This is a genomic window from Bacillus sp. G1(2015b) (genome assembly GCF_001482475.1).
Classification (GTDB): Bacteria; Bacillota; Bacilli; order Bacillales; family Bacillaceae; genus Bacillus; species Bacillus safensis.
Map to the genome: position 1 here is coordinate 173,590 of NZ_LKIC01000028.1, position 21,134 is coordinate 194,723.

The window sequence follows — 21,134 nt, forward strand, 5'->3', positions numbered from 1 at the left end:
AGTATAACAAAAGAATGATATATAATTCTTTGGCAGTCAATCCATAAAACATATTATGAAGCAATACATCCCATACTATCCGTATAAAGGAATGAGGTGACCTAATTTGAAGAAAAAGAAGATAATCATTCCATTAGTCATTGCAGGAAGTACAATCGTACTCTCATTTATTGGCTATCTGACGATTTTATTTTTAGGACATTATGTCATAGATGAAAAGAAGCTTGTTTTTCACGCTTCCTCCAAAATCATTGACCAGAATGGAAAAGAACTCACAAGCATGTATTCAGAAAATCGGGACCCTGTGTCGTTAAAAGAGGTGCCCGATAAAGTAGCAAAAGCCTTTGTGGCTGTCGAGGACAAGCGTTTTTATGAGCATCACGGAATTGATGCACAGTCTATTTCAAGGGCGGTTTATCGAGATATATTAGCAGGAGGAAAGGTAGAGGGCGGCAGTACAATTACTCAGCAGCTCGCAAAAAATATTTTTCTCACAAATGACAAAACCTTTCTTCGAAAAACGAAAGAAGTCATTATTGCCATTAATTTAGAAAGAGATTATTCCAAGGATAAGCTGCTTGAGATGTATTTGAATCAGCTTTACTTCGGCCATGGTGTTTATGGTATTCAGGCAGCAGCCAATTATTACTTTAGTAAGGATGTCAAAGATTTAACGGTCAGCGAAGGTGCTACTCTCGCTGCGATGCCAAAGGCACCATCTACTTATTCGCCTGTTCTACACCCTGATAAAAATAAACAAAGGCGGGACACCATCCTGAATTTAATGAACGAACAAGGATATTTGTCTTCAACAGAAACGGTAGAAGCAAAAGGGAGAACACTAGGCATTCATTTAAAAAAGAAATCAGAAACACCTTGGGTGGACAGCTATGTTGATCTCATCATTAAAGAAGCAGAATCAGAGTATGCCATTTCACATGAACAATTGCTTCAAGGCGGCTATACCATTAAAGTACCGATTGATATGAATCTGCAAAAAACTGCATATGATGCGATGAAGAACAACCGTTATTTCCCGGGAAAAAGCGGTTCTCCGGAAGGCAGCGCCGTATTTATTGATAACGAGTCTGGTGGAGTGAAAGCAGCCATTGGAGGACGAGAATATCAGGCGAGAGGCTATAACAGGGTGACGGCTGTTAGGCAGCCGGGATCTGTTTTTAAGCCGATCGCGGTCTACGGTCCGGCAATGCAGGAGAAAAAATTCAGACCTTATTCACTGCTTGAAGATAAAGAAAAAAACTATGACGGCTACTCACCTAAGAATTACGATGGGCAGTATGAAGGCAGGGTCACAATGATGGAAGCCCTCATGAAAAGTAAAAATACCGCTGCTGTGTGGACGTTAAGCCAGCTGGGCATTGATACGTCGAAATCATATCTCGAGAAGATGGGGATAGATATCTCGGATAAAGGCTTAGCTATTGCGCTTGGCGGTTTAGAAAAAGGAGTTTCTCCATTACAGATCGCTGGAGCCTTCCATACATTTGCCAATGAAGGCGTATATAAAAAGCCTTTCTTTATTCAAAAGATCACCAATGATGAAGGAGAAACTGTAGAAAAGAATCGTGGTAAGCAAGAACGAGTGTTTAGCGTGCAGAATGCATGGAACATGACAAGAATGCTTCAGCAAGTTGTCAAAGGCGGGACAGCCCAGAGCGGTTCATACGCTGGAGATTTAGCTGGTAAAACAGGGACGACCACATATTCGGGTGTGAAAGGTGCAACAAAGGATGCTTGGTTTGCCGGTTATACGCCTAGTACAACGGGTGCGATTTGGATGGGGTATGACAAAACCGATAACAGCCACTATTTAACTGGGGGCAGTCAATACCCAGTGCAGCTGTTTAAAGATATTTTAACAGCAGCTCAAATCACCAATGAAACGTTTGAAAAACCAGAGGGAATAAAAGAGCTTCAATCTCCTATCCATTTAGAGGGAGTATCAGGATTTGAAGCCCGCTATGCGTTTAAAATCAAAGGATTATTTACATTAGAGCTGTCTTGGGACAAGCAGGAGGATAAACGCGTTGAATACCGCATCTATGAAAAGAGAAATGGAGGCGAGACGCTGATCGACACAGTGACAGGCGTGGGCAGTTATACAATGCCGTATGCCAATGTATTTTCAAACGCAGAGTATAAAGTTGTTCCATATAATACCCAAACACAAGAAGAAGGCGAAGGCAGTGCGTATGTCAAGCCAGAGTCTTTTGGACGTTAATATTCGGCGATTTTTTGAACATTGAGCCGCTTTAGTATACCGTGCCTTGAAAACGCGGTATAGTAAAAGCAGTGTTTGAGCCTTATGCAAAGAGAGTGTAAGGCGAAAGGTGGAATGAAAGGTAATGGGAAAAACGAAGGTTTTTAATGACACGTTCTTAAAGGCGTGTAAAGGGGAAAAAACAGACCATGTACCAGTTTGGTATATGAGACAGGCAGGACGCTCACAGCCTGAATATCGTGCCCTTAAAGAAAAATACGGGCTATTTGAAATTACGCATCAGCCAGAGTTATGTGCTTATGTAACAAGACTTCCTGTAGAACAATATGGTGTAGATGCTGCTATTTTATATAAAGATATTATGACCCCGCTTCCGGCTATTGGAGTGGACGTAGAAATTAAAAATGGAATTGGACCTGTGATTGATGCACCGATTCGATCTAAAGCAGATATCGAACGTCTTGGGGAACTTCATCCTGAAGAAGACTTGCCATATGTGCTTGATACCATTCAGCTTTTAACGAAGGAGCAGCTGAATGTTCCACTTATCGGTTTTGCTGGCGCACCATTTACGATGGCAAGCTATATGATTGAAGGCGGTCCATCTAAAAATTATCATAAAACAAAGGCGCTGATGTACAGTGATCCTGAGGCGTGGATGCTGCTCATGAACAAGTTAGCTGATATGACGATCACGTACATACGCGCGCAGGTAAAAGCCGGGGTCAGTGCATTTCAAATTTTCGACTCATGGGTTGGCGCTTTAAATGCAGCAGATTACCGGACATTCATTAAGCCTGTCATGCAGCGAATTTTCACAGAGCTGAAGTCTGAAAATGTCCCAATGATCATGTATGGAGTTGGTGCAAGCCATCTAGCGAAAGACTGGCACGATCTGCCGCTTGATGTGGTTGGACTGGATTGGCGTATGAGTGTAGATGAAGCGAGAAAAGAAGGGCTCACAAAAACGTTACAGGGGAACCTTGATCCAACCATCTTACTTGCTCCTTGGGAAGTCATTGAAGAAAGAGCAAAAGATATTTTAGATCAAGGAATGAAATCAGATCACTTTATCTTTAACTTAGGTCATGGGGTATTTCCTGATGTTTCACCAGATACGTTAAAGAAGCTGACAGATTTTATTCACGATTATTCAGCGAAATATAAAAAATCATCCATCTAAACTATTTCAAATGATCTGAAGGAGTGTTGGTTGTGGAGAAAAAGAAAATGGGACTTCTTGTCATGGCATATGGCACCCCATATAAAGAAGAAGATATTGAACGTTATTATACACATATCCGCAGAGGCAGAAAACCGGAGCCAGAGATGCTGCAAGATTTGAAGGATCGCTACAAGGCAATCGGCGGTATATCTCCTTTATCAAAAATTACAGAACAGCAGGCAAATGGTTTGTGTGATCATTTGAACGACATCCAAGACGACATTGAATTTCATGTCTACATTGGCTTAAAGCATATTGAACCATTCATTGAGGATGCAGTTGCAGAGATGCACAAAGACGGCATCACAGAAGCAGTGAGTATTGTTCTTGCCCCGCATTTTTCAACCTTTAGCGTGAAATCGTATAACAAGCGTGCACAAGATGAGGCAGACAAGCTTGGCAATCTGAAGATTACGTCTGTGGAAAGCTGGTACGATGAGCCGAAGTTTGTGGACTATTGGGTGAAACAAGTGAAGGATACGTATGCATCGATGAGTGAAGAGGAAAGAGAATCAGCCGTACTCATTGTGTCTGCACACAGTCTTCCTGAAAAAATTATTGCAGCAGGAGATCCATATCCTGATCAGCTCGCACAATCTGCCAAAATGATTGCAGAAGGTGCAGGAATTGAACATTATGAAATTGGCTGGCAAAGTGAAGGCAACACGCCTGATCCATGGCTTGGACCAGATGTTCAAGACTTAACACGGGATCTATTCGAACAAAAAGGCTATAAAACGTTCGTATATGTGCCTGTTGGGTTTGTCGCTGACCATCTTGAAGTGTTATACGACAACGATTATGAATGTAAAGTCGTGACAGATGAAATCGGTGCAGCCTACTATCGTCCAGAAATGCCAAATGCGAAACCAGCATTTATTGATGCTCTCGCAACTGTCGTATTAAAGAAGCTTGACGAAAGCAAGTAATTATATAAAAGAAGGCGATCCTATGCATGACAATCAAAAACACCTTGTCATCATTGGCGGTGGCATCACTGGTTTAGCCGCCGCCTTCTATTTGGAAAAGGAAGTCGAAGAAAAAGGTCTTCCCATTCAAATATCTCTTATTGAAGCGAGCCCTAGGCTAGGTGGAAAAATACAAACATTATATAAAGACGGGTACATCATTGAACGTGGACCTGATTCATTTTTAGAAAGAAAGGTCAGTGGACCGCAGCTGGCGAAGGATGTTGGTCTCGCGGATCAGCTCGTCAATAATGAAACAGGGCAAGCATATGTACTAGTCAATGAAACCCTTCACCCGATGCCAAAAGGCGCTGTCATGGGTATTCCAACTCAAATCAGCCCATTCATCACAACCGGTCTTTTTTCAGTTGCAGGAAAAGCGAGAGCCGCAATGGATTTCGTACTGCCAAAAAGCAAGCAGACAGAAGATCAGTCGCTCGGTGAATTTTTTAGAAGACGTGTCGGTGATGAAGTAGTTGAGAATTTAATCGAACCTCTTCTATCAGGCATTTATGCAGGTGACATTGACCGCCTCAGCTTAATGTCCACCTTCCCGCAGTTTTATCAAACAGAACAAAAGTATCGCAGTTTGATTCTTGGGATGAAAAAATCACAGCAGCATGCGAAAGCGCAGCAAGTGACAGCGAAAAAACAAGGGCAGTTCCAAACGATCAATCAAGGACTGCAAGCGCTTGTTGAAGCAGTAGAAAGCAAGCTCAAGCTGACAACGGTTTATAAAGGGACAAAAGTGAAGCAGATTGAAAAAACTGATGGGGGCTATGGAGTGCAATTAGACAGCGGTCAAACGCTTTTTGCCGATTCAGCCATTGTGACAACTCCGCATCAATCGATCTATTCCATGTTTCCAAAAGAAGCGGGACTTGAGTACTTGCATGATATGACATCTACTTCTGTTGCAACAGTTGCACTCGGTTTTAAAGAAGAGGATGTTCATAATGAATATGACGGCACTGGTTTTGTCATCTCAAGAAACAGTGATTTCTCTATTACAGCCTGTACGTGGACGAACAAAAAATGGCCGCATACAGCTCCTAAAGGAAAAACGCTATTGCGTGCTTATGTAGGGAAGGCTGGCGACGAATCAATTGTCGAACAGTCAGACCATCAAATCGTCAGCATTGTGCTGGAGGATTTGAAGAAAATTATGGATATTAAAGCAGATCCAGAACTGACGACAGTGACTCGTTGGAAGACGAGCATGCCGCAGTATCACGTCGGTCATCAGAAAGCCATTTCGAACATGCGAGAAACGTTTAAGCAATCATATCCTGGTGTTTATATCACAGGTGCTGCTTTTGAAGGTGTCGGAATCCCTGATTGTATTGATCAAGGAAAAGCGGCCATTTCAGAGGCTGTATCTTATCTATTTTCATAAAATAAACTCCCTTTTCTACCAAGGAAAGGGAGTTTTTCGTGTTCGAATAATTCAAAAAGAGTTGTGAATCATAAAAGTGAACAAAGTTGTTGCATCCGGAGAAAAGGATGTGGTATATTACTTTCTGTACTTAATGACCAAAACGTTCAAATAGTCATTTTGGGAGTGAGATCATGAGTGTTGATAGGAGACAAATGATTTTAGACGGGGCTACGAAGGCATTTACTCAATTTGGGTATAAAGCCACCACAATGGACCTTGTGGCGAAGCTGGCCAACGTCGGAAAAGGAACCATTTATACCTTTTTCAAAAACAAAGAAGAGCTGTTCGATGAAATTTTCACATCCCTTTTAATAGAGATGAGGAAAATTGCAGATGAAGCAATGGATGAGGAGAAAAGTTTCTCTGAAAACCTTCATTTAGCACTCTTTGCAATATTGGAATTTCGAAAAAACCACCAGCTCACAATCAAAATCTTTCAGGAAAATGCGGAGCTTGGCACATCAGCGGTCAAGGAAATGATTGAGAAGATGGAGCAAATGATCATTCGCTATGTTAAAACGAAAGTAAAAGAAGCGATTGATAAAGGCGATATTAAGCCATGTGATCCTGAATTGACTGCATTTGTGATGGTGAAACTATATATTGCACTTATTTTTGATTGGGAAAAGCGATACGAGCCTTTAACAAAAGAAGAGGTGGCCGAGTCGCTGGAGCTTTATGTACTCAAAGGACTTTTAGCCGCAACATAATTTTTTTTAAGTTCAAATGACCAAATTCTAAATTTAGTCATTCATCTATGGGAGGAAAACAGCAATGAATTTAATTCGGAATCAATGGAAAGACATTGTGACGAGCAAAAAACTACTGATCCCGATTTTCGCTGTGTTATTTATTCCGCTGATTTACAGTGGCGTATTTTTAAAAGCGTACTGGGATCCATATGGTACAGTCGATCAATTGCCTGTAGCAGTGGTCAACTTGGACGAAGGCAGTCATTATGACGGGAAAACACTGCATGTCGGCGATGATTTAGTGAAGGAATTAAAGAAAAACGATAATTTCAAATGGAATTTTGTCGACAGTGAAGAAAAGGCAGTGAAGGGATTAAATAACGAGGATTATTATCTCGTCGTGGAAATACCAAAGGATTTCTCGAAAAATGCAAGTACAGTCCTTGATAAACATCCAAAAAAATCGAATCTGAAATATTATACGAATCCAGGCGCCAACTATGCGGCGTCACAAATTGCGAATAATGCCATTATCAAATTAAAAGATTCGGTTTCAAAGGAAGTCACAAAAAATTACGCAGAGGTCATTTTTGATAACTTCAAAACGATTGCAAAAGGCTTAGATCAAGCAAGCGATGGTGCGAAGAAAATTGATGACGGAACAAAAAGTGCAAAAGATGGCAGTAACAAGTTAAAAGACAATTTAGCAAAATTGGCTGAAGGAACGTTAACCTATAGCGAAGGTGTTCATCAGTTTGCTGGTAAAATGGGTGAACTGAACACAGGAATACAATCTCTTGACAGCGGACTTGGCCAGCTCTTAACAGGCTATCAAACCATCGATCAGAAATTTGGAGAGCTTGGTACAGGAATTGATACATTGACTGAAGGGTTAAACACAAGCCGAGAAGGCCATCAGCAGCTCGCTTCTAAAATGCCGCAATTCACAGCAGGCATTGAGCAGCTAAACAACAAAGCACAATCCTTTTCAGAAAAAATTGAAGCAGTAGAAAAAGTCTTGTCATCACCAGAATTAGCGAATCTTGAAAAGATGGCGCCTAAACTCGATCAGGTGAAAAAAGACGCAAAGACGTTTAGTACAAAACTTGCTTCATTAAAAGAAGCGTTATCGAATCGAGATGCTAAAGTAAAAAGCATTATCCAAAACAGCTCAATGACAGATGAAGAGAAAAAGGCGGCAATGGATCAGCTTGACAGTCTGCCTAAAATCGAACTCCCTGATCTGTCTGGACTTGAACAAAGCTTAGCGGCCTTGCAGGAACTGCCTGATGCAAGTGAGGTTCAATCTGCGGTTGCTTCTGCAAAAGCTCAGCTGCAGCAAGTCAAACAGCTGCCACAGAAAACAGAACAGCTGTACACATCTACAGTCGCGATACAAAATGCGATTGATCAAATGACATCTGGTACGAATAAATTGTATCAAGGTGCACTGAAGCTTCAAACAGGTCAAGGCCAATTACAAGATGGTCTGCAAACAGCAAATGGAAAGCTTGATACAGCGAAAAGTGGTGCAGATAAGCTTGCAAATGGTTCAAGCCAGCTAAGCGCAGCGTTAAATAAGCTGGAAAGTGGTTCAACGAATATCCAAAGCAACACATCTAAGCTTGCTGAAGGCTCAAAATCACTCGATAAAGGATTGGGAGATTTAAAGAGCGGAACAGGTAAGCTGTCCGATAAATTAAAAAGCGCCGCTGATGAAACAGGAGAAATTGATGCGGGTCAAGACAATTACAATATGATTGCGAGTCCCGTGAAAACAGAAAATGATACAGCGAAAAAGATTGATAATTATGGTACAGGACTCACACCTTATATTTTATCGATGGGACTCTTTGTAGGGGCTCTCATGCTCACCGTTGTCTTCCCAATGAAAGACCCTGCTGGACGCCCTAGAAATGCGTTTGAATGGTTTTTCAGCAAATATAGTGTGCTCTTTTTTGTCGGTATCCTGCAAGCAGTTATTGCAAGCTCCTTGCTCATCTTTGGGCTCGGTCTTGAGGTGGAAAGCCTCTGGCGCTTCTATCTCTTTGCGATTATCGTCAGTCTGACATTCTTAGCGATCATTCAGCTGCTGGCGACAACAATGGGGAACCCAGGACGCTTCATTGCTGTTATCATCTTGGTTCTTCAGCTCGCAGCAAGTGCTGGTACATTCCCGCTTGAGCTTGTGCCGAAATTCTTCCAAGTCATTCACAGTCTGCTTCCAATGACGTATACAATCAACGGATTTAGAACGATCATTGCAAGCGGTGATGACAGCTATTTATGGCACCAAGCAGCGATCCTTGGTACAGTTGCGATCATCATGATGGCGGCAACAACAGCATACTTTGCTTGGAACGTAAGAAAAATGAAACAGGACGAAGTTTAATCCATGAATCCTTTCTCTTTAATAGAGGAAGGATTTTTCATTTGAAATTAGACATCTCGAACCTGAAGCGATATATTTTAAGAAGAGATGCTGAAAAAGGCATACATGGAAGGAATTGCTTTCAGACAAAGGAGGAAATGCCGAATGACTACTGAAGTAAATGAAACCGTTCAGCTGATTCAAAAGCTTGTATCAATCCCAAGTCCATCAGGAAATACAGAAAAAGTGATCGGCTTTGTTGAACGTTTTTTACAAGATTTGAACATTGAGACAAAACGAAATCGAAAAGGCGGATTAATTGCCACCATTAAAGGAACAGATGACAAAGAACATCGCATGCTGACAGCGCATGTCGATACGCTCGGTGCGATGGTTAAGGAAATTAAATCAAATGGACGGCTTCGTCTAGCACTTATTGGAGGCTTTCAGTATAACTCAATTGAAGGCGAATATTGTGAAATTGAAACAGCATCAGGCCATACATACACAGGGACCATTCTTATGCATCAAACATCCGTGCACGTCTATGCGGATGCTGGAAAAGCGAAACGAAACCAAGAAAATATGGAGATTCGTCTCGATGAAAAGGTGAAAGATGCAGACGATGTCAAAGCACTTGGCATTCAAGTAGGGGACTTTATCTCATTTGATCCGAGAGTGGAAGTGACGTCTTCAGGTTTTATTAAATCAAGACATCTGGATGATAAGGCAAGTGTGGCGCTACTTTTGCGGCTCATCCACAGAATTCAAAAGGAAAATATCACATTGCCGCATACGACGCACTTCTTAATTTCTAATAATGAAGAAATTGGCTACGGCGGGAACTCGAATATTCCAGAAGAAACGGTGGAATATCTAGCTGTAGATATGGGCGCGATTGGTGACGGTCAGTCAACAGATGAATACAGTGTATCGATTTGTGTAAAGGATTCGAGCGGCCCTTATCACTATGGATTACGCAAGCATTTAGCTGCATTAGCAGAAGAGCACAACATTGATTACCGCCTTGATATTTACCCTTATTACGGCTCTGATGCATCAGCAGCCATTAGAGCAGGGCATGATATCATTCATGGACTGATTGGTCCTGGTATAGATTCCTCGCATGCCTTTGAAAGAACACATGAAGATTCACTTGTCCATACTGCAGATCTTCTTTATCACTATGTTCAATCACCATTAATCACAGCATAAAAAAAGAACCCCGATAGATGGGGTTCTTTTTCATTAGCTTGAAAGCTGTGTTGGCTCGGGTACCTCTTGTCCTGTCATCACGCGATGTCCTTTTTCAGGGTCATACTGCCCTTCCCATTTAGACATCACAACAGCTGCAAGTGCATTTCCTGTTAAGTTCACAACAGTCCGTGCCATATCCATGATACGGTCCACACCTGCAATAAATGCAAGACCTTCAGCAGGTACACCGATCGTTCCTAATGTCGCGAGTAATACAACAAATGAAGTACCAGGAACGGCAGCCATTCCTTTAGATGTTACCATCAGTACAAGAACAAGTGTAAGCTGCTGGACGATCGTGAGGTCAATGCCATATACCTGTGCAAGGAAAAGCGCAGCAATGGCTTGATACAAGACGGAGCCATCCAGGTTAAACGTATAACCGATTGGGATAACGAACGAAACAATTCCTTTTGGACATCCGATGCGTTCCATTTTATCCATGACTCTTGGTAAAACTGTTTCAGAGCTGGATGTACTAAAGGCAAGAAGCATTTCGTCTTTCATGTAAGCAAGAAATCTGAAAATATTGACGCCAATCATCTTTCCGATAATTCCGAATACAACGATAAGGAAGAGAGCGAGCGCAAAATAAACAAGACCTACAAGCTTACCTAATGAAATAAGAGATTCAAGACCAAATTTTGATACGGTCACACCAATGAGTGCGAATACACCAAATGGTGCAGCTTTCATCACAACATTAACGACATGGAACATGGCATGTGATACACCCTCGAAGAAGGCGAGCACTGGTTTACCGCGTTCCCCAATCGCTGAAACGCCAAGTGCAAACAGCACAGTGAAGAAAATAATCGCAAGCAAATCACCTTCCGCCAATGATTGGAAGAAGTTCGTTGGAACGATATGAAGGAACGTATCAGCAACTGATTTGCTGCTTTGCTCTTTTTCCGTTTCAACATACTGGCTAATATCTTGTTTTTCCGTATTTCCAAAGTCAACGCCTGCACCAGGCTGTACAAAGTTTGCTAGGACAAGGCCAAGGATAATCGCAAATGTTGTGATAATTTCAAAATAAAGAATGGTTCTAAAACCAAGTTTCCCTACTTTTTTACCATCACCCGCACCTGCAACACCTAAAATTAAGCTGGATACGACAATTGGTATGACAATCATCTTAATGAGTCTTAAGAAGAAGTCTCCAATTGGTTTTAAGTATGTCTCGACTCCTGGGTTACCGAAAAAGATTGCCCCAACAACGACACCGAGAATAAGACCGATTAGGATTTGAGTAGCCAATCCAAATTTTAATTTTTTCATAGATTTCCTCCCTAACATATTCATTAAAGGAATATTCCCATCATATTAAGTTTTAATATATGAATTAAAGTATAACTAAAATTAAAGAGGTTCGTCCACGATAAAATTATATTAAGAAAATACAAAATTGTTAGAAAAAATAGACATTTAGAACCTCCTTCATTGTTTTTAGTCAATAAAAAGTGTCTTCAGAACTAAAACTCATCATATAAAAATACTAAAAAACCCTTTTGTGACAAGGGTTTTACCTTTTTACCTATTTTTCAGAAAAAATAAAAAGCACTTTTGACTCCAACTGACGGAGGAGGGAAAAAGTGCTTTTTTATTCAATTTATTCCCTTATTTAAGATAACTTACTTGTGAGCATTCCTCACATTCATTACCGTAACACTCGTGCTGTTCCATTAAATCATTTCCACATTTTGTGCATTTCTTTGAAGGCAAATTTCTAAAAAACTCTGTGATTTTTCCTAGCATTTGTCATCCTCCAATACGTTTTGTTGCTATCATTGTATTATAACAGATTAATAATTGTCAATCTGTTTTGTAACAATAGGCAAGAAGAATGCTTTTTCCATGAAAAATGGGTATATTGTAAGAAGGGGATTTTTAGAAAAGGAGGGAAAAATGACGATGAAATTAACCGTAATTGGATGCTATGGAGGGTTTCCGGCAGCAGGTGAAGCGACATCAGGCTACCTTTTTGAATCAAATGGCTTCAGGCTTCTTGTAGACTGCGGAAGCGGTGTTCTTTCAAAGCTTCAGCAATACATTGATATAGAAGAACTAGATGCTGTTCTCCTTTCTCATTATCACCACGATCATATTGCAGATATCGGACCACTCCAATATGCGAAGCTAGTGGGATATCATTTAGGAAAAAGCAGCGGCCCGCTTCCGATCTATGGACATACTGGTGATCAAGAAGCGTTTGGACGGCTTTCTGATGATGTACATACAAAGGCAAAGCCTTATCAGCCAGAAGAAGGGATTCAGCTTGGACCATTTCAAATTGATTTTTTGAAAACGGTTCATCCGGCAGAATGCTATGCTATGAGAATTCAGGCAGAGGATGCTGTGGTCGTGTATACAGCAGACTCAAGCTATCAGGAGGCATTTATTCCTTTTAGCAAGGGAGCAGATCTGCTCATAGCCGAAAGCAATTTTTACGCTGGACAGGATGGATCAGGTGCTGGACATATGAACAGTACAGAGGTAGGGAAGATTGCAAAGGAAGCAAATGTTGGGGAACTCATCATCACCCATCTGCCCCATTTTGGCCGTCATAAAGACCTAGTCAATGAAGCACAGGCGTTATATACTGGCAATATACAGCTTGCCCATTCAGGGCTTAGATGGAACAAGGAAGGAAGATAGAGATGCTGTTTATCGATAACGAACAACATTATGATCCAATGATTAACTTGGCAATTGAAGAATATTGCTTAAAATATTTAGATCCAGAAGAAACGTATTTGCTGTTTTACATCAATCAGCCGTCAATCATTATTGGAAAGAACCAAAATACAATAGAAGAAATCAACACGAAGTACGTGGAAGACAACGGAATCAAAGTCGTGCGCCGCTTATCTGGCGGTGGTGCAGTTTACCATGACAAAGGAAACTTAAACTTCAGCTTTATCACAAAAGATGATGGGGACAGCTTCCATAACTTTAAGAAGTTCACAGAGCCAGTCATCAAAGCGCTTGAAAAGCTAGGTGTTAAAGCTGAATTGAGCGGCAGAAATGACATCATGGCAGATGGACGTAAAATTTCTGGAAATGCCCAGTTTGCAACAAGAGGACGTATTTTCAGCCATGGCACGCTGCTATTTGATTCAGAAATTGAACATGTCGTTTCGGCTTTAAATGTGAAAAAAGAAAAGATTGAATCAAAAGGCATCAAATCGATTAGAAGCAGGGTTGCCAATATCAGTGAATTGATGGATCAAAAAATGACAACAGAAGAGTTTAGAAAAATTCTTTTAAGCTACATTTTTGATACAAATGGGGACGTGCCTCAATATCGCCTGACCGAAAAGGATTGGGAAAAGATTCACGAGATTTCCCGAGATCGCTATCAAAAATGGGAATGGAACTATGGCCGTTCACCGAAATTTAATTTACAGCATTCTAAGAGATTCCCTGCAGGCTCCATTGATTTGCGATTAGAAGTGAAAAAAGGGATGATCCAGGATTGCAAAATCTTTGGTGATTTCTTTGGCGTAGGGGATATTGCTGATATTGAGAAGCGGCTCATTGGGCAGCAATATGATCGTAAAACGATCAGTGACGTCTTAGAAGATATGGATATGCGCCACTATTTCGGCAATGTATCAAAAGAGGATTTTCTTGATTTGATTTATTAATCGCGTGAAAGCACGGCTAGAGATAGCGGTGCTTTTTTGATTGAAGGAAATGAAAGCGATTTACATTTGATCTTGTGGATTTTTTCGATTGTCTATTATAATAGAAAGGAGGAATGTTCGGCCAGAAAATGAATGGTCATTCATTCATTGATGACATGTAAGGGGTGGGAGAATGGATTTGATCAAAAATCTTCAGCAGACGGCGATGACGAAGGGAGAAAATATCGCACTGATCTATGAAGGAAAGAAGTGGACCTATCGAGAGCTGATGACAAGTATCGAGCGTTTTGCAGATGGATTAGTCAACGAAGGGTTTCAAGCTGGGGATCATATCGCGCTTATTTTAGGAAATTCACCGCATTTTGTCATTTCTTTTTTTGGCGCATTAAAGGCAGGGCTTGTCGTAGTACCTATTAACCCAACATATACACCTAGTGAAATTGGGTATATGCTCATCACAGGCGATGTAAAAGGTATTGTGGCGCCTGAACAGCTTCTGCCAGTGTACGAGCAGGTGTATGAGCAGCTTCCGTCCATTGAAAGAGTCATCATTTGTGCAGAAAATGAATCGGCGTGCAGATCAAGCTTCAAGGAAGTATCTGATCGACTTGTTTTCTTTGGAAAGCTTGTGTCAGGTGTTGCGAATGAGAATGTACATCCTTCCATTCAGCCAGATGATACCGCTGTTATTTTATTTACATCTGGCACGACAGGAAAACCAAAAGGTGCAATGCTGACTCATTTCAACCTTTATTCAAATGCTAGAGATGTCGCTGAGTATTTATCGATTGATAAAAAGGACAAGGTCATTGCCGCTTTGCCAATGTTCCATGTTTTTTGTTTAACAGTCTGCATGAATGCACCGTTGATTCATGGTGCGACGATTTATGTCTTGCCGCATTTCAGCCCATCAGAGCTTTTGCGCATGATGGAAAAAGAGAAGCCAACGCTATTTGTTGGTGTGCCCACCATGTATAACTATTTGTACCGCCAGGAGGGGCATGATAAAGCGATGGCATCTGTGAGGATCTGTATATCAGGCGGTGCCTCGATGCCTGTTGCCTTACTTCATGGCTTTGAGAAAAAGTTCGGTGTTACGGTCCTTGAGGGTTATGGATTATCAGAGGCATCACCAGTGACTGCATTTAATCCTCTTGACGGAAAAAGAAAACCAGGTTCTGTCGGGACTGACATTATGAATGTGAAGAATAAAATAGTGAATGAACTAGGAGAAGAAGTTGGTCCAAATGAAGTCGGAGAGCTGATAGCAAAAGGGCCAAACATCATGAAAGGTTATTATCAAATGCCAGAAGATACGGAAGCTGCACTAAGAGACGGCTGGCTGTATACTGGCGATTTGGCAAGAAGAGATGAAGAAGGATATATTTATATTGTCGACCGGAAAAAGGATATGATTCTTGTTGGCGGTTATAATGTGTATCCAAGAGAAGTAGAAGAGGTACTTTATCAACATGAAGCTGTAGCAGAAGCCGTTGTCATCGGTGTGCCAGATCCAAACACAGGAGAGGCAGTCGTCTGTTACATTTCCCCTAAGAAACATGCTCACATCAATCAAGAAGACATCATTACACATTGTTCACGCTATTTAGCGAAATATAAGCAGCCCCAAACGATCCATTTCATAGATGATATTCCTAAAAACACAACAGGTAAAATTTTAAGAAGAGCGCTAAAGGAAAAGTATCAAGCAGAAGAAAGTAAATAAAAAAAGGGAGTCTCTGATGAGGAGGCTCCCTTAGCATGTAGACAAATCCTCGCATCTCACGCCGAAAGAAGACAAAGGGATAAAAAGATCATTTTAGCTCTTTTGAATGGCTTCTTTTAACTGTTTCTGAAAAGATTTCGACTGTTTTTGATTCAGTTCATAAAATGTTCCATCAACTAAAAAAACGACTTGTGATCGGTCGGTCCAAAGCTGAAAGGTGGTGCCGTTTGTTCGTCCGAACATCACTTTGGCGATATAATCGGGCTTTTTTAAATTTTTCTTGAGATGATTGCTTGTTTGTCTGCCTTTATTTAATTCTTCAATTAGATCTTCTGCTGTGTCCTTATCATCTATTTCATACGAGATGGCTTCATTCGCTGGCGAGAGCAGCAATTTTTCTGCTCTATTCTCATCAAAGATTTCGCTCGTCCGGCTGAACACATAAAAGAAGGTGATGAATAAAAGTCCCAAAATCACAACTCCTGCAAGGATTTTCTTCATTTTGATCCTCCAACTCACTGTTATACATGTAGCTTCTCCGATTTTTAAGTCGCATAATCATTTTTTTCGCGAAAGCTTTTTCAGATGGGGCATGCTATGATGGAGCCACATGAGACAGGTTCTAAACGAAAAAAAGAGTGATTAGAATAGAGAGAGGAATGGAAAGGAGGCTGACCTGTGCGAGTACGTAAATGGGTAGCTCTTGCAACGGTAGCATACATATTGTACGGTCTTTTTATTTATTCATATTTGTTTCTAATGGGGGATTCATCGGTACCTGAAAGTGTAAAAGGGACAAGTGCAGATCCGCATACTTTTATGACAAGTCATGAGCTTGCGATCAGCGAGAATTTCTCGAACATTCGGAACCTGCTGTATTTCATAAACATCCCATTAGATTGGTATGTCTTTTTCCTTTTGCTCATTTCAGGGTTTTCACGGAAAATAGCAGACTGGAGCCTGGCAGCAGCTCGTTTCACGTTTTTAAGCAAACTTGTGTACGTGTTTGTGCTGTCGCTTCTAACAGTGCTCATTTCATTCCCAATTAAGTGGATTGGCTATCAGCTGTCTTTGCACTACGGAGTATCTGCACAAAATACGGCAAGTTGGTTGAAAGATCAAACACTGGATTTTTGGATTCAATATCCGCTCCTTGCCCTTTGTGCAATTGTGTTTTTTTGGCTGATTCAAAAGAGAAGAAAACGCTGGTGGCTGTATGCGTGGTGTTTGACAGTCCCAGTTACGCTGTTTCTCTTCTTTATACAGCCGGTCGTCATTGATCCGTTATATAACAATTTTTATCCACTAAAGGATCAAGCGCTTGAGAAAAAGATATTAACGCTTGCAGACAAAGCGCATATTCCGGCAGATCATGTGTATGAGGTCAATATGTCTGAGAAAACGAACACGATGAACGCTTATGTCACAGGAATTGGTGAAAATAAGCGTATTGTCTTATGGGACACAACACTTCAAAAGCTGAAAGACCGCGAAATTTTATTTATCATGGCGCATGAAATGGGACATTACGTCATGAAACATGTTTATATTGGATTAGCCGGATATTTAGTGCTGTCATTGGCCGGATTATTTGCGATCGATCGTCTTTATTTTTATCTTTATCAAAAAGGGGCAGCCACATTTCGTCTGAAGGTGTCACACGACTTTGCTGCTCTTCCGCTTCTTTTAATCATCGTATCGATGCTGTCATTTGCAGCTTCACCTTTTACAAATGCAGTGTCAAGGCATCAAGAACGGGCAGCCGATGAATATGCGGTGAACATGACAAAAGACTGGGAGGCGGGCGTAACGTCTTTTCAAAAACTTGCAAAATCAGGATTGTCCCAGGTGAATCCACCGTTTCTAGTGAAGATTTTCCGTTATGGACACCCAACCATGATGGAGAGAATCATGGATATGGAAAAAGCGGCGGAAAAAGAGAAGCCGCCTAAAAAGCAGTAATAAATAAAATCCGGCTGGATCAGCCGGATTTTTTTTATCACACTTGGTTAGTTAGAAGCCGCTTGAACGTTGATTAACCCTTTTCCATAATAGAATGAGTCACCAAGCGGTGTCGCTGTATTTTCTAAGCGCTGGCGAACCTGTGAATTTGTTAGGTTCGGGTTTTTAGAAAGAATAAGCGCTGCTGCTCCTGCTACATGAGGAGACGCCATAGATGTTCCAGTATAAGATGTGTATCCGCTGCTTGGTACTGTACTTAAAATAGAAGTACCAGGTGCAGAAACATCTAATTCTGGACCTGCGCTAGAAGATGAATTTCTGACATTGTTACTGTTTACATTGGCAACGGCAATTGTAGAATCATATTTTGCTGGATAGCCAACTGTACTTCTAGAGCCACTAGAGCCAGAGTTACCTGCTGCCGCCACAACAACGACTCCACGGTTATTCGCTGTATCAACGGCATTTTTAAGCGCTGTTGAACCGCTTGGTCCGCCTAAGCTCATATTGATGACATCCATATTATTGGCTACAGCCCATTCAATACCGCTAATAATCCAGCTGTATTGTCCGTCGCCATAGCGGTCTAATACTTTTACAGCATATAGGGAAGCGCTTGGAGCGACCCCGAGTACACCAATTGTGTTATCAAGGGCAGCAATGGTTCCAGCTACGTGAGTTCCATGTGATTGAAAGTCTTGGGTGGCATTTGGCTCTGAAGGGACGAAGCTCGCACCGCCTGCAACATTTAAATCAGGGTGTGCAGCGTGGATTCCAGTATCAAGGACAGCTACTTTGACATTAGCACCTTTATAACCTTGAGCGTGTACAGCTGGAGCTTTGATTTGAGGGATTCCATAAGGGACGGTTTGTGCATATGCTTCTGCTTTATGGTCTTCTTCTACGTAAGCAATGCTAGGGTCATGTTCAAGTTTTTTGGCGGCTTGTTCGGACATTTTCACTTGTGCAGCATTAATGAGGCGGTATTGTTTTTCTAGTTTTCCACCATTTTGAATGACAGCTTGTTTTTTAGAGCTGTTTGTGGTGGCAGAGGCTTTAAAACCAACAATATAGCTTTTTTCACTATCTGTTTTGGAGACCGTCTCGGCATTTGCCATGGAGCCTCCAAACCCTGCTGAAAACAGAAGAGGGACAGCCAATAAAACACTTGTCATCACATTTTTCTTTTTCACGCACATTCCACATCCCTTTTTTCTTATTTCAGAATAATCATCCGTAGTCTAATAGAATGATCCGTTTGACTATTCTGTATATTCAGTTTAAGGGAAGTAGGCAAATAAGAGTAGACCTGAATTTTTGTGAAAGTCCTAGCGAAAATTGGGGAATTAAGTCACTTGGAACTGGTGGTAAAATATGTTTATTCTATCATTTCAGCGATGATCTATTAAAAAGGGAGTGTGCTTTTTTTCTCATGATCCATTTCTGGTTAAATATTCGATACCCGAAAAGCCATAAAATAGGTAGAATAGTCTAGCATCTATTTCGAATTTCGATATAAAAAAATATTATTTTATCATTGTTTTTGTCATAAAAAAGAACCTGCTAAGATAACAGGCTCTTTAAGAAGGGGTGGATTGAGTTAAATGGCTGACCACATTGTAATCACGAACCTTCCATTTACCATCTGACCATTCCACATAATTTAAGCAAGCATTGACAAGTCTCGTGTTCTGTAGACCCATATGTTCATCAGCCAAAGTGGTGAGTAAAGCATGGATAGCAGCGCCGTGAGCTACGATCAAGACATGTTGATCTGGATAGGCGGCTCTGACTTTCTCAATACCTTCTAACATTCGGTTTTGAATCGTCTCAAGTGGTTCCATATTTGGATACTGTTTATCTGGAAACAGCTTTTGACGTTCCTCAAACGACATGCCTTCAGCGTCACCGTAATCTCGTTCAATGAAATCATCCATGATCACAAGTGGGGCATGGACATGATTTAAAATCAAGTGTGCCGTTTCTTTTGCCCTTGTTAGTGGACTGGAAATGACAACATCCCAATGGACATCCTTTAAGTAAAGTCCAGTTTGTTCAGCCTGCCATTTACCTTTGTCGTTTAAAGGGATATCTGTTCGTCCTTGAATTCGTTTCGCTGCATTCCAATCTGTTTCCCCGTGTCTGACTAGGCAAATTGTTGTCAATCAAATCCCGCCTTTTCTATCTTTTCTTCTATTATACTAAAGCAGAAGAAAAAAGGCTGTATTAGCGATTTGTCAGGCTAGTTAAGGATTCGACGGAGCTTGCGACTTGAGACACCGTTTGTTTGACTTCCTTCAATTCGTTAAGGAAGGTCTGAAGGTCAATTTCAATTTTTCCGTTTTGGTTTTTGCTTAAGTTCATGCTGCTGACGATATCATCAAAGAGTGAATTGATTTGTGTCATTTTTTCTTTACTGTCTGTCACAAGTAAATTCACGTCCGCAATATGCTGAGACACAATGGCGATTTGTGAATTGGTATTGTTAACGAGTTCAGATACAGTTGAAACCGTTTTCTTTGTGTCCTCTGATAATTTGCGCACCTCGTTTGCAACGACAGCAAAGCCTTTTCCGTGTTCACCTGCTCGTGCAGATTCGATTGAGGCATTTAAAGATAACAAGTTCGTCTGCTCTGCAATACCTGTAACGATCCCAAAGATTTGTTCAATTTGTTTAGCGATTTCTTCAAGGCGCTTAATTTCTGTTTCAATTTTTGTCATGCTGCCGTCAATTTGATTCATTTGTGTTTGCTGAATTTCTAATTCTTTTTTACCGCCGATTGATTTTTCTTCAACCTGTGCTGAAATTTGTGTTCCAGCTTGTGACATGTCCGCCATCTCATCCGATTTTGAGACAAGCTTGTCAACTGCACTTGTTGTGTTTGAGAAGAGAGAAGCAAGCGAATTTGACGTTTCCGTGATTTTTGTATGAAGCTCCTGCTGCTGCTCTTCTGCTTCATCACGAATTTTAGAATATTCATTTTGGAATGTATCTAGGACAAGCTGCTGCTCTAAATTTAAAATTTTCGTTGTCGCTTTGACTGCTGTCTGATATTCTTTGAAATCTTGGATATGGTTTGCAAATAAATCCATAATTGATAGCAGAAGGTCTTGGAATGCGGCCATGTACCATTTAGGCTGGAGGCCAATCCGTAAATGAACTTGCGCAATTTTAATGCGTTTTGCCACATAGTTTTCGTCAATCACACCTGCAAACATTTCGCTAATATGAATGCGGAGTGTTTTTTTCAAACGATCGACAGAACTATTGTCTTGAATGATATGCATCAAGGAAGACTCGACTTCTAAATTTTTATAAAATTTATCAACGATATGTGCAATATCATCCTGAACAATTGAATTGAGCTGCTTTAATATCAATAGGTCATGCTGCGTCAGGTCGATCATTTTGATTTGTTTAGCAATGTCCGTATTGTTCGAGAAATTGATTCGTTTTATCCCATCATCCTGCTCTGTGAAAAAAGCAGTGTTTTTTCTTTTCGGTTCTTTTTTAAATAACAATTTGTTTGTCCCCCCATAATCATCACAAATATCAGACTTTATGTTTTTTATCGGATAATATTGGATTTTTTAAAGGGGAAG

Annotated in this window: 17 protein-coding genes and 1 pseudogene; 11 read left to right on the forward strand and 7 right to left on the reverse strand. The window is 40.9% G+C overall.

The window, feature by feature from the left end; all coding sequences use genetic code 11:
• The first annotated feature begins 106 nt into the window (after window positions 1-106).
• From AMR95_RS15540 to AMR95_RS15570, 7 genes are all read left to right on the forward strand, one after another.
• On the forward strand, window positions 107-2,242 hold the full coding sequence (locus AMR95_RS15540; protein ID WP_058838800.1) for a transglycosylase domain-containing protein: 2,136 nt from the start codon (window positions 107-109) through the stop codon (window positions 2,240-2,242).
• A gap of 124 nt (window positions 2,243-2,366) precedes the next feature.
• Window positions 2,367-3,425 (forward strand): uroporphyrinogen decarboxylase, encoded by a 1,059-nt coding sequence (gene hemE, locus AMR95_RS15545; protein ID WP_039177601.1) that lies wholly within the window; start codon window positions 2,367-2,369, stop codon window positions 3,423-3,425.
• A gap of 32 nt (window positions 3,426-3,457) precedes the next feature.
• On the forward strand, window positions 3,458-4,396 hold the full coding sequence (gene hemH, locus AMR95_RS15550; protein WP_024426557.1) for a ferrochelatase: 939 nt from the start codon (window positions 3,458-3,460) through the stop codon (window positions 4,394-4,396).
• 22 nt (window positions 4,397-4,418) lie between these two features.
• Entirely contained in the window at window positions 4,419-5,831 is a 1,413-nt protein-coding gene (hemY, locus tag AMR95_RS15555; protein ID WP_058838801.1) for a protoporphyrinogen oxidase, read from the forward strand.
• Between the two features lie 173 nt (window positions 5,832-6,004).
• Window positions 6,005-6,583 carry a TetR/AcrR family transcriptional regulator gene (locus AMR95_RS15560; protein WP_047202367.1) on the forward strand — a complete coding sequence of 193 codons (579 nt, stop codon included), beginning with the start codon at window positions 6,005-6,007 and terminating at the stop codon, window positions 6,581-6,583.
• Between the two features lie 64 nt (window positions 6,584-6,647).
• Entirely contained in the window at window positions 6,648-8,957 is a 2,310-nt protein-coding gene (locus tag AMR95_RS15565) for a YhgE/Pip domain-containing protein (protein ID WP_058838802.1), read from the forward strand.
• A gap of 144 nt (window positions 8,958-9,101) precedes the next feature.
• Window positions 9,102-10,151 carry a M42 family metallopeptidase gene (locus AMR95_RS15570; RefSeq protein WP_039177610.1) on the forward strand — a complete coding sequence of 350 codons (1,050 nt, stop codon included), beginning with the start codon at window positions 9,102-9,104 and terminating at the stop codon, window positions 10,149-10,151.
• A 33-nt stretch (window positions 10,152-10,184) separates the two neighbouring features.
• Here AMR95_RS15570 and AMR95_RS15575 read toward each other — a convergent pair whose 3' ends face one another.
• Both AMR95_RS15575 and yhfH read right to left on the reverse strand, forming a co-directional pair.
• A complete protein-coding gene (locus AMR95_RS15575) occupies window positions 10,185-11,474 on the reverse strand; it encodes a cation:dicarboxylate symporter family transporter (RefSeq protein WP_039177611.1) in 1,290 nt (429 codons plus the stop codon).
• Between the two features lie 339 nt (window positions 11,475-11,813).
• Entirely contained in the window at window positions 11,814-11,951 is a 138-nt protein-coding gene (gene yhfH, locus AMR95_RS18985) for a protein YhfH (protein ID WP_008359029.1), read from the reverse strand.
• Between the two features lie 156 nt (window positions 11,952-12,107).
• Between yhfH and AMR95_RS15580 the strand changes: the two genes are divergently transcribed.
• The 3 genes from AMR95_RS15580 (at window position 12,108) to AMR95_RS15590 (ending at window position 15,569) form a co-directional block, all read left to right on the forward strand.
• Complete coding sequence (locus AMR95_RS15580; protein WP_047202380.1) at window positions 12,108-12,851, forward strand: MBL fold metallo-hydrolase; 744 nt, start codon at window positions 12,108-12,110, stop codon at window positions 12,849-12,851.
• 2 nt (window positions 12,852-12,853) lie between these two features.
• Window positions 12,854-13,843 (forward strand): lipoate--protein ligase, encoded by a 990-nt coding sequence (locus AMR95_RS15585; protein WP_024425472.1) that lies wholly within the window; start codon window positions 12,854-12,856, stop codon window positions 13,841-13,843.
• Between the two features lie 172 nt (window positions 13,844-14,015).
• Window positions 14,016-15,569, forward strand: coding sequence for a fatty acid--CoA ligase family protein (locus AMR95_RS15590; RefSeq protein WP_058838803.1), 1,554 nt, complete (start codon window positions 14,016-14,018; stop codon window positions 15,567-15,569).
• A 93-nt stretch (window positions 15,570-15,662) separates the two neighbouring features.
• Here the strand turns inward: AMR95_RS15590 and AMR95_RS15595 are convergent, their stop codons facing one another.
• On the reverse strand, window positions 15,663-16,070 hold the full coding sequence (locus tag AMR95_RS15595) for a hypothetical protein (RefSeq protein WP_058838804.1): 408 nt from the start codon (window positions 16,068-16,070) through the stop codon (window positions 15,663-15,665).
• A 177-nt stretch (window positions 16,071-16,247) separates the two neighbouring features.
• Here AMR95_RS15595 and AMR95_RS15600 point away from each other — a divergent pair, with 177 nt between their 5' ends.
• The gene (locus tag AMR95_RS15600; RefSeq protein ID WP_058838805.1) at window positions 16,248-17,531 is read left to right on the forward strand and encodes a M48 family metallopeptidase; all 1,284 of its coding nucleotides are present in this window, start codon (window positions 16,248-16,250) and stop codon (window positions 17,529-17,531) included.
• Between the two features lie 47 nt (window positions 17,532-17,578).
• On the opposite strand, the gene AMR95_RS15605 is transcribed toward AMR95_RS15600, so the two are convergent.
• The 4 genes and pseudogenes from AMR95_RS15605 to AMR95_RS19610 all read right to left on the reverse strand — a co-directional run.
• Complete coding sequence (locus AMR95_RS15605) at window positions 17,579-18,724, reverse strand: serine alkaline protease SapB (RefSeq protein ID WP_058838884.1); 1,146 nt, start codon at window positions 18,722-18,724, stop codon at window positions 17,579-17,581.
• 387 nt (window positions 18,725-19,111) lie between these two features.
• Window positions 19,112-19,696: a histidine phosphatase family protein gene (locus AMR95_RS15610; protein ID WP_039177618.1), complete on the reverse strand. Its 585-nt coding sequence runs from the start codon at window positions 19,694-19,696 to the stop codon at window positions 19,112-19,114.
• Window positions 19,697-19,757: 61 nt separating this feature from the next.
• Window positions 19,758-20,369: a methyl-accepting chemotaxis protein gene (locus AMR95_RS19605; protein ID WP_404841197.1), complete on the reverse strand. Its 612-nt coding sequence runs from the start codon at window positions 20,367-20,369 to the stop codon at window positions 19,758-19,760.
• Window positions 20,370-20,513: 144 nt separating this feature from the next.
• A pseudogene (locus tag AMR95_RS19610) lies at window positions 20,514-21,053 on the reverse strand (protoglobin family protein); the annotation flags it as partial.
• Window positions 21,054-21,134: the final 81 nt, after the last annotated feature.

Excerpts from the sequence above, each read along its gene's own strand:
- AMR95_RS15575 (WP_039177611.1), bottom strand. The coding sequence starts at position 11,474 with ATGAAAAAATTAAAATTTGGATTGGCTACTCAAATCCTAATCGGTCTT.
- AMR95_RS15560 (WP_047202367.1), top strand. The coding sequence starts at position 6,005 with ATGAGTGTTGATAGGAGACAAATGATTTTAGACGGGGCTACGAAGGCA.
- AMR95_RS19605 (WP_404841197.1), bottom strand. The coding sequence starts at position 20,369 with ATGGCGGACATGTCACAAGCTGGAACACAAATTTCAGCACAGGTTGAA.
- AMR95_RS15580 (WP_047202380.1), top strand. The coding sequence starts at position 12,108 with ATGAAATTAACCGTAATTGGATGCTATGGAGGGTTTCCGGCAGCAGGT.
- AMR95_RS15570 (WP_039177610.1), top strand. The coding sequence starts at position 9,102 with ATGACTACTGAAGTAAATGAAACCGTTCAGCTGATTCAAAAGCTTGTA.
- AMR95_RS15595 (WP_058838804.1), bottom strand. The coding sequence starts at position 16,070 with ATGAAGAAAATCCTTGCAGGAGTTGTGATTTTGGGACTTTTATTCATC.
- hemE (WP_039177601.1), top strand. The coding sequence starts at position 2,367 with ATGGGAAAAACGAAGGTTTTTAATGACACGTTCTTAAAGGCGTGTAAA.
- AMR95_RS15565 (WP_058838802.1), top strand. The coding sequence starts at position 6,648 with ATGAATTTAATTCGGAATCAATGGAAAGACATTGTGACGAGCAAAAAA.
- AMR95_RS15590 (WP_058838803.1), top strand. The coding sequence starts at position 14,016 with ATGGATTTGATCAAAAATCTTCAGCAGACGGCGATGACGAAGGGAGAA.
- hemY (WP_058838801.1), top strand. The coding sequence starts at position 4,419 with ATGCATGACAATCAAAAACACCTTGTCATCATTGGCGGTGGCATCACT.
- AMR95_RS15585 (WP_024425472.1), top strand. The coding sequence starts at position 12,854 with ATGCTGTTTATCGATAACGAACAACATTATGATCCAATGATTAACTTG.
- yhfH (WP_008359029.1), bottom strand. The coding sequence starts at position 11,951 with ATGCTAGGAAAAATCACAGAGTTTTTTAGAAATTTGCCTTCAAAGAAA.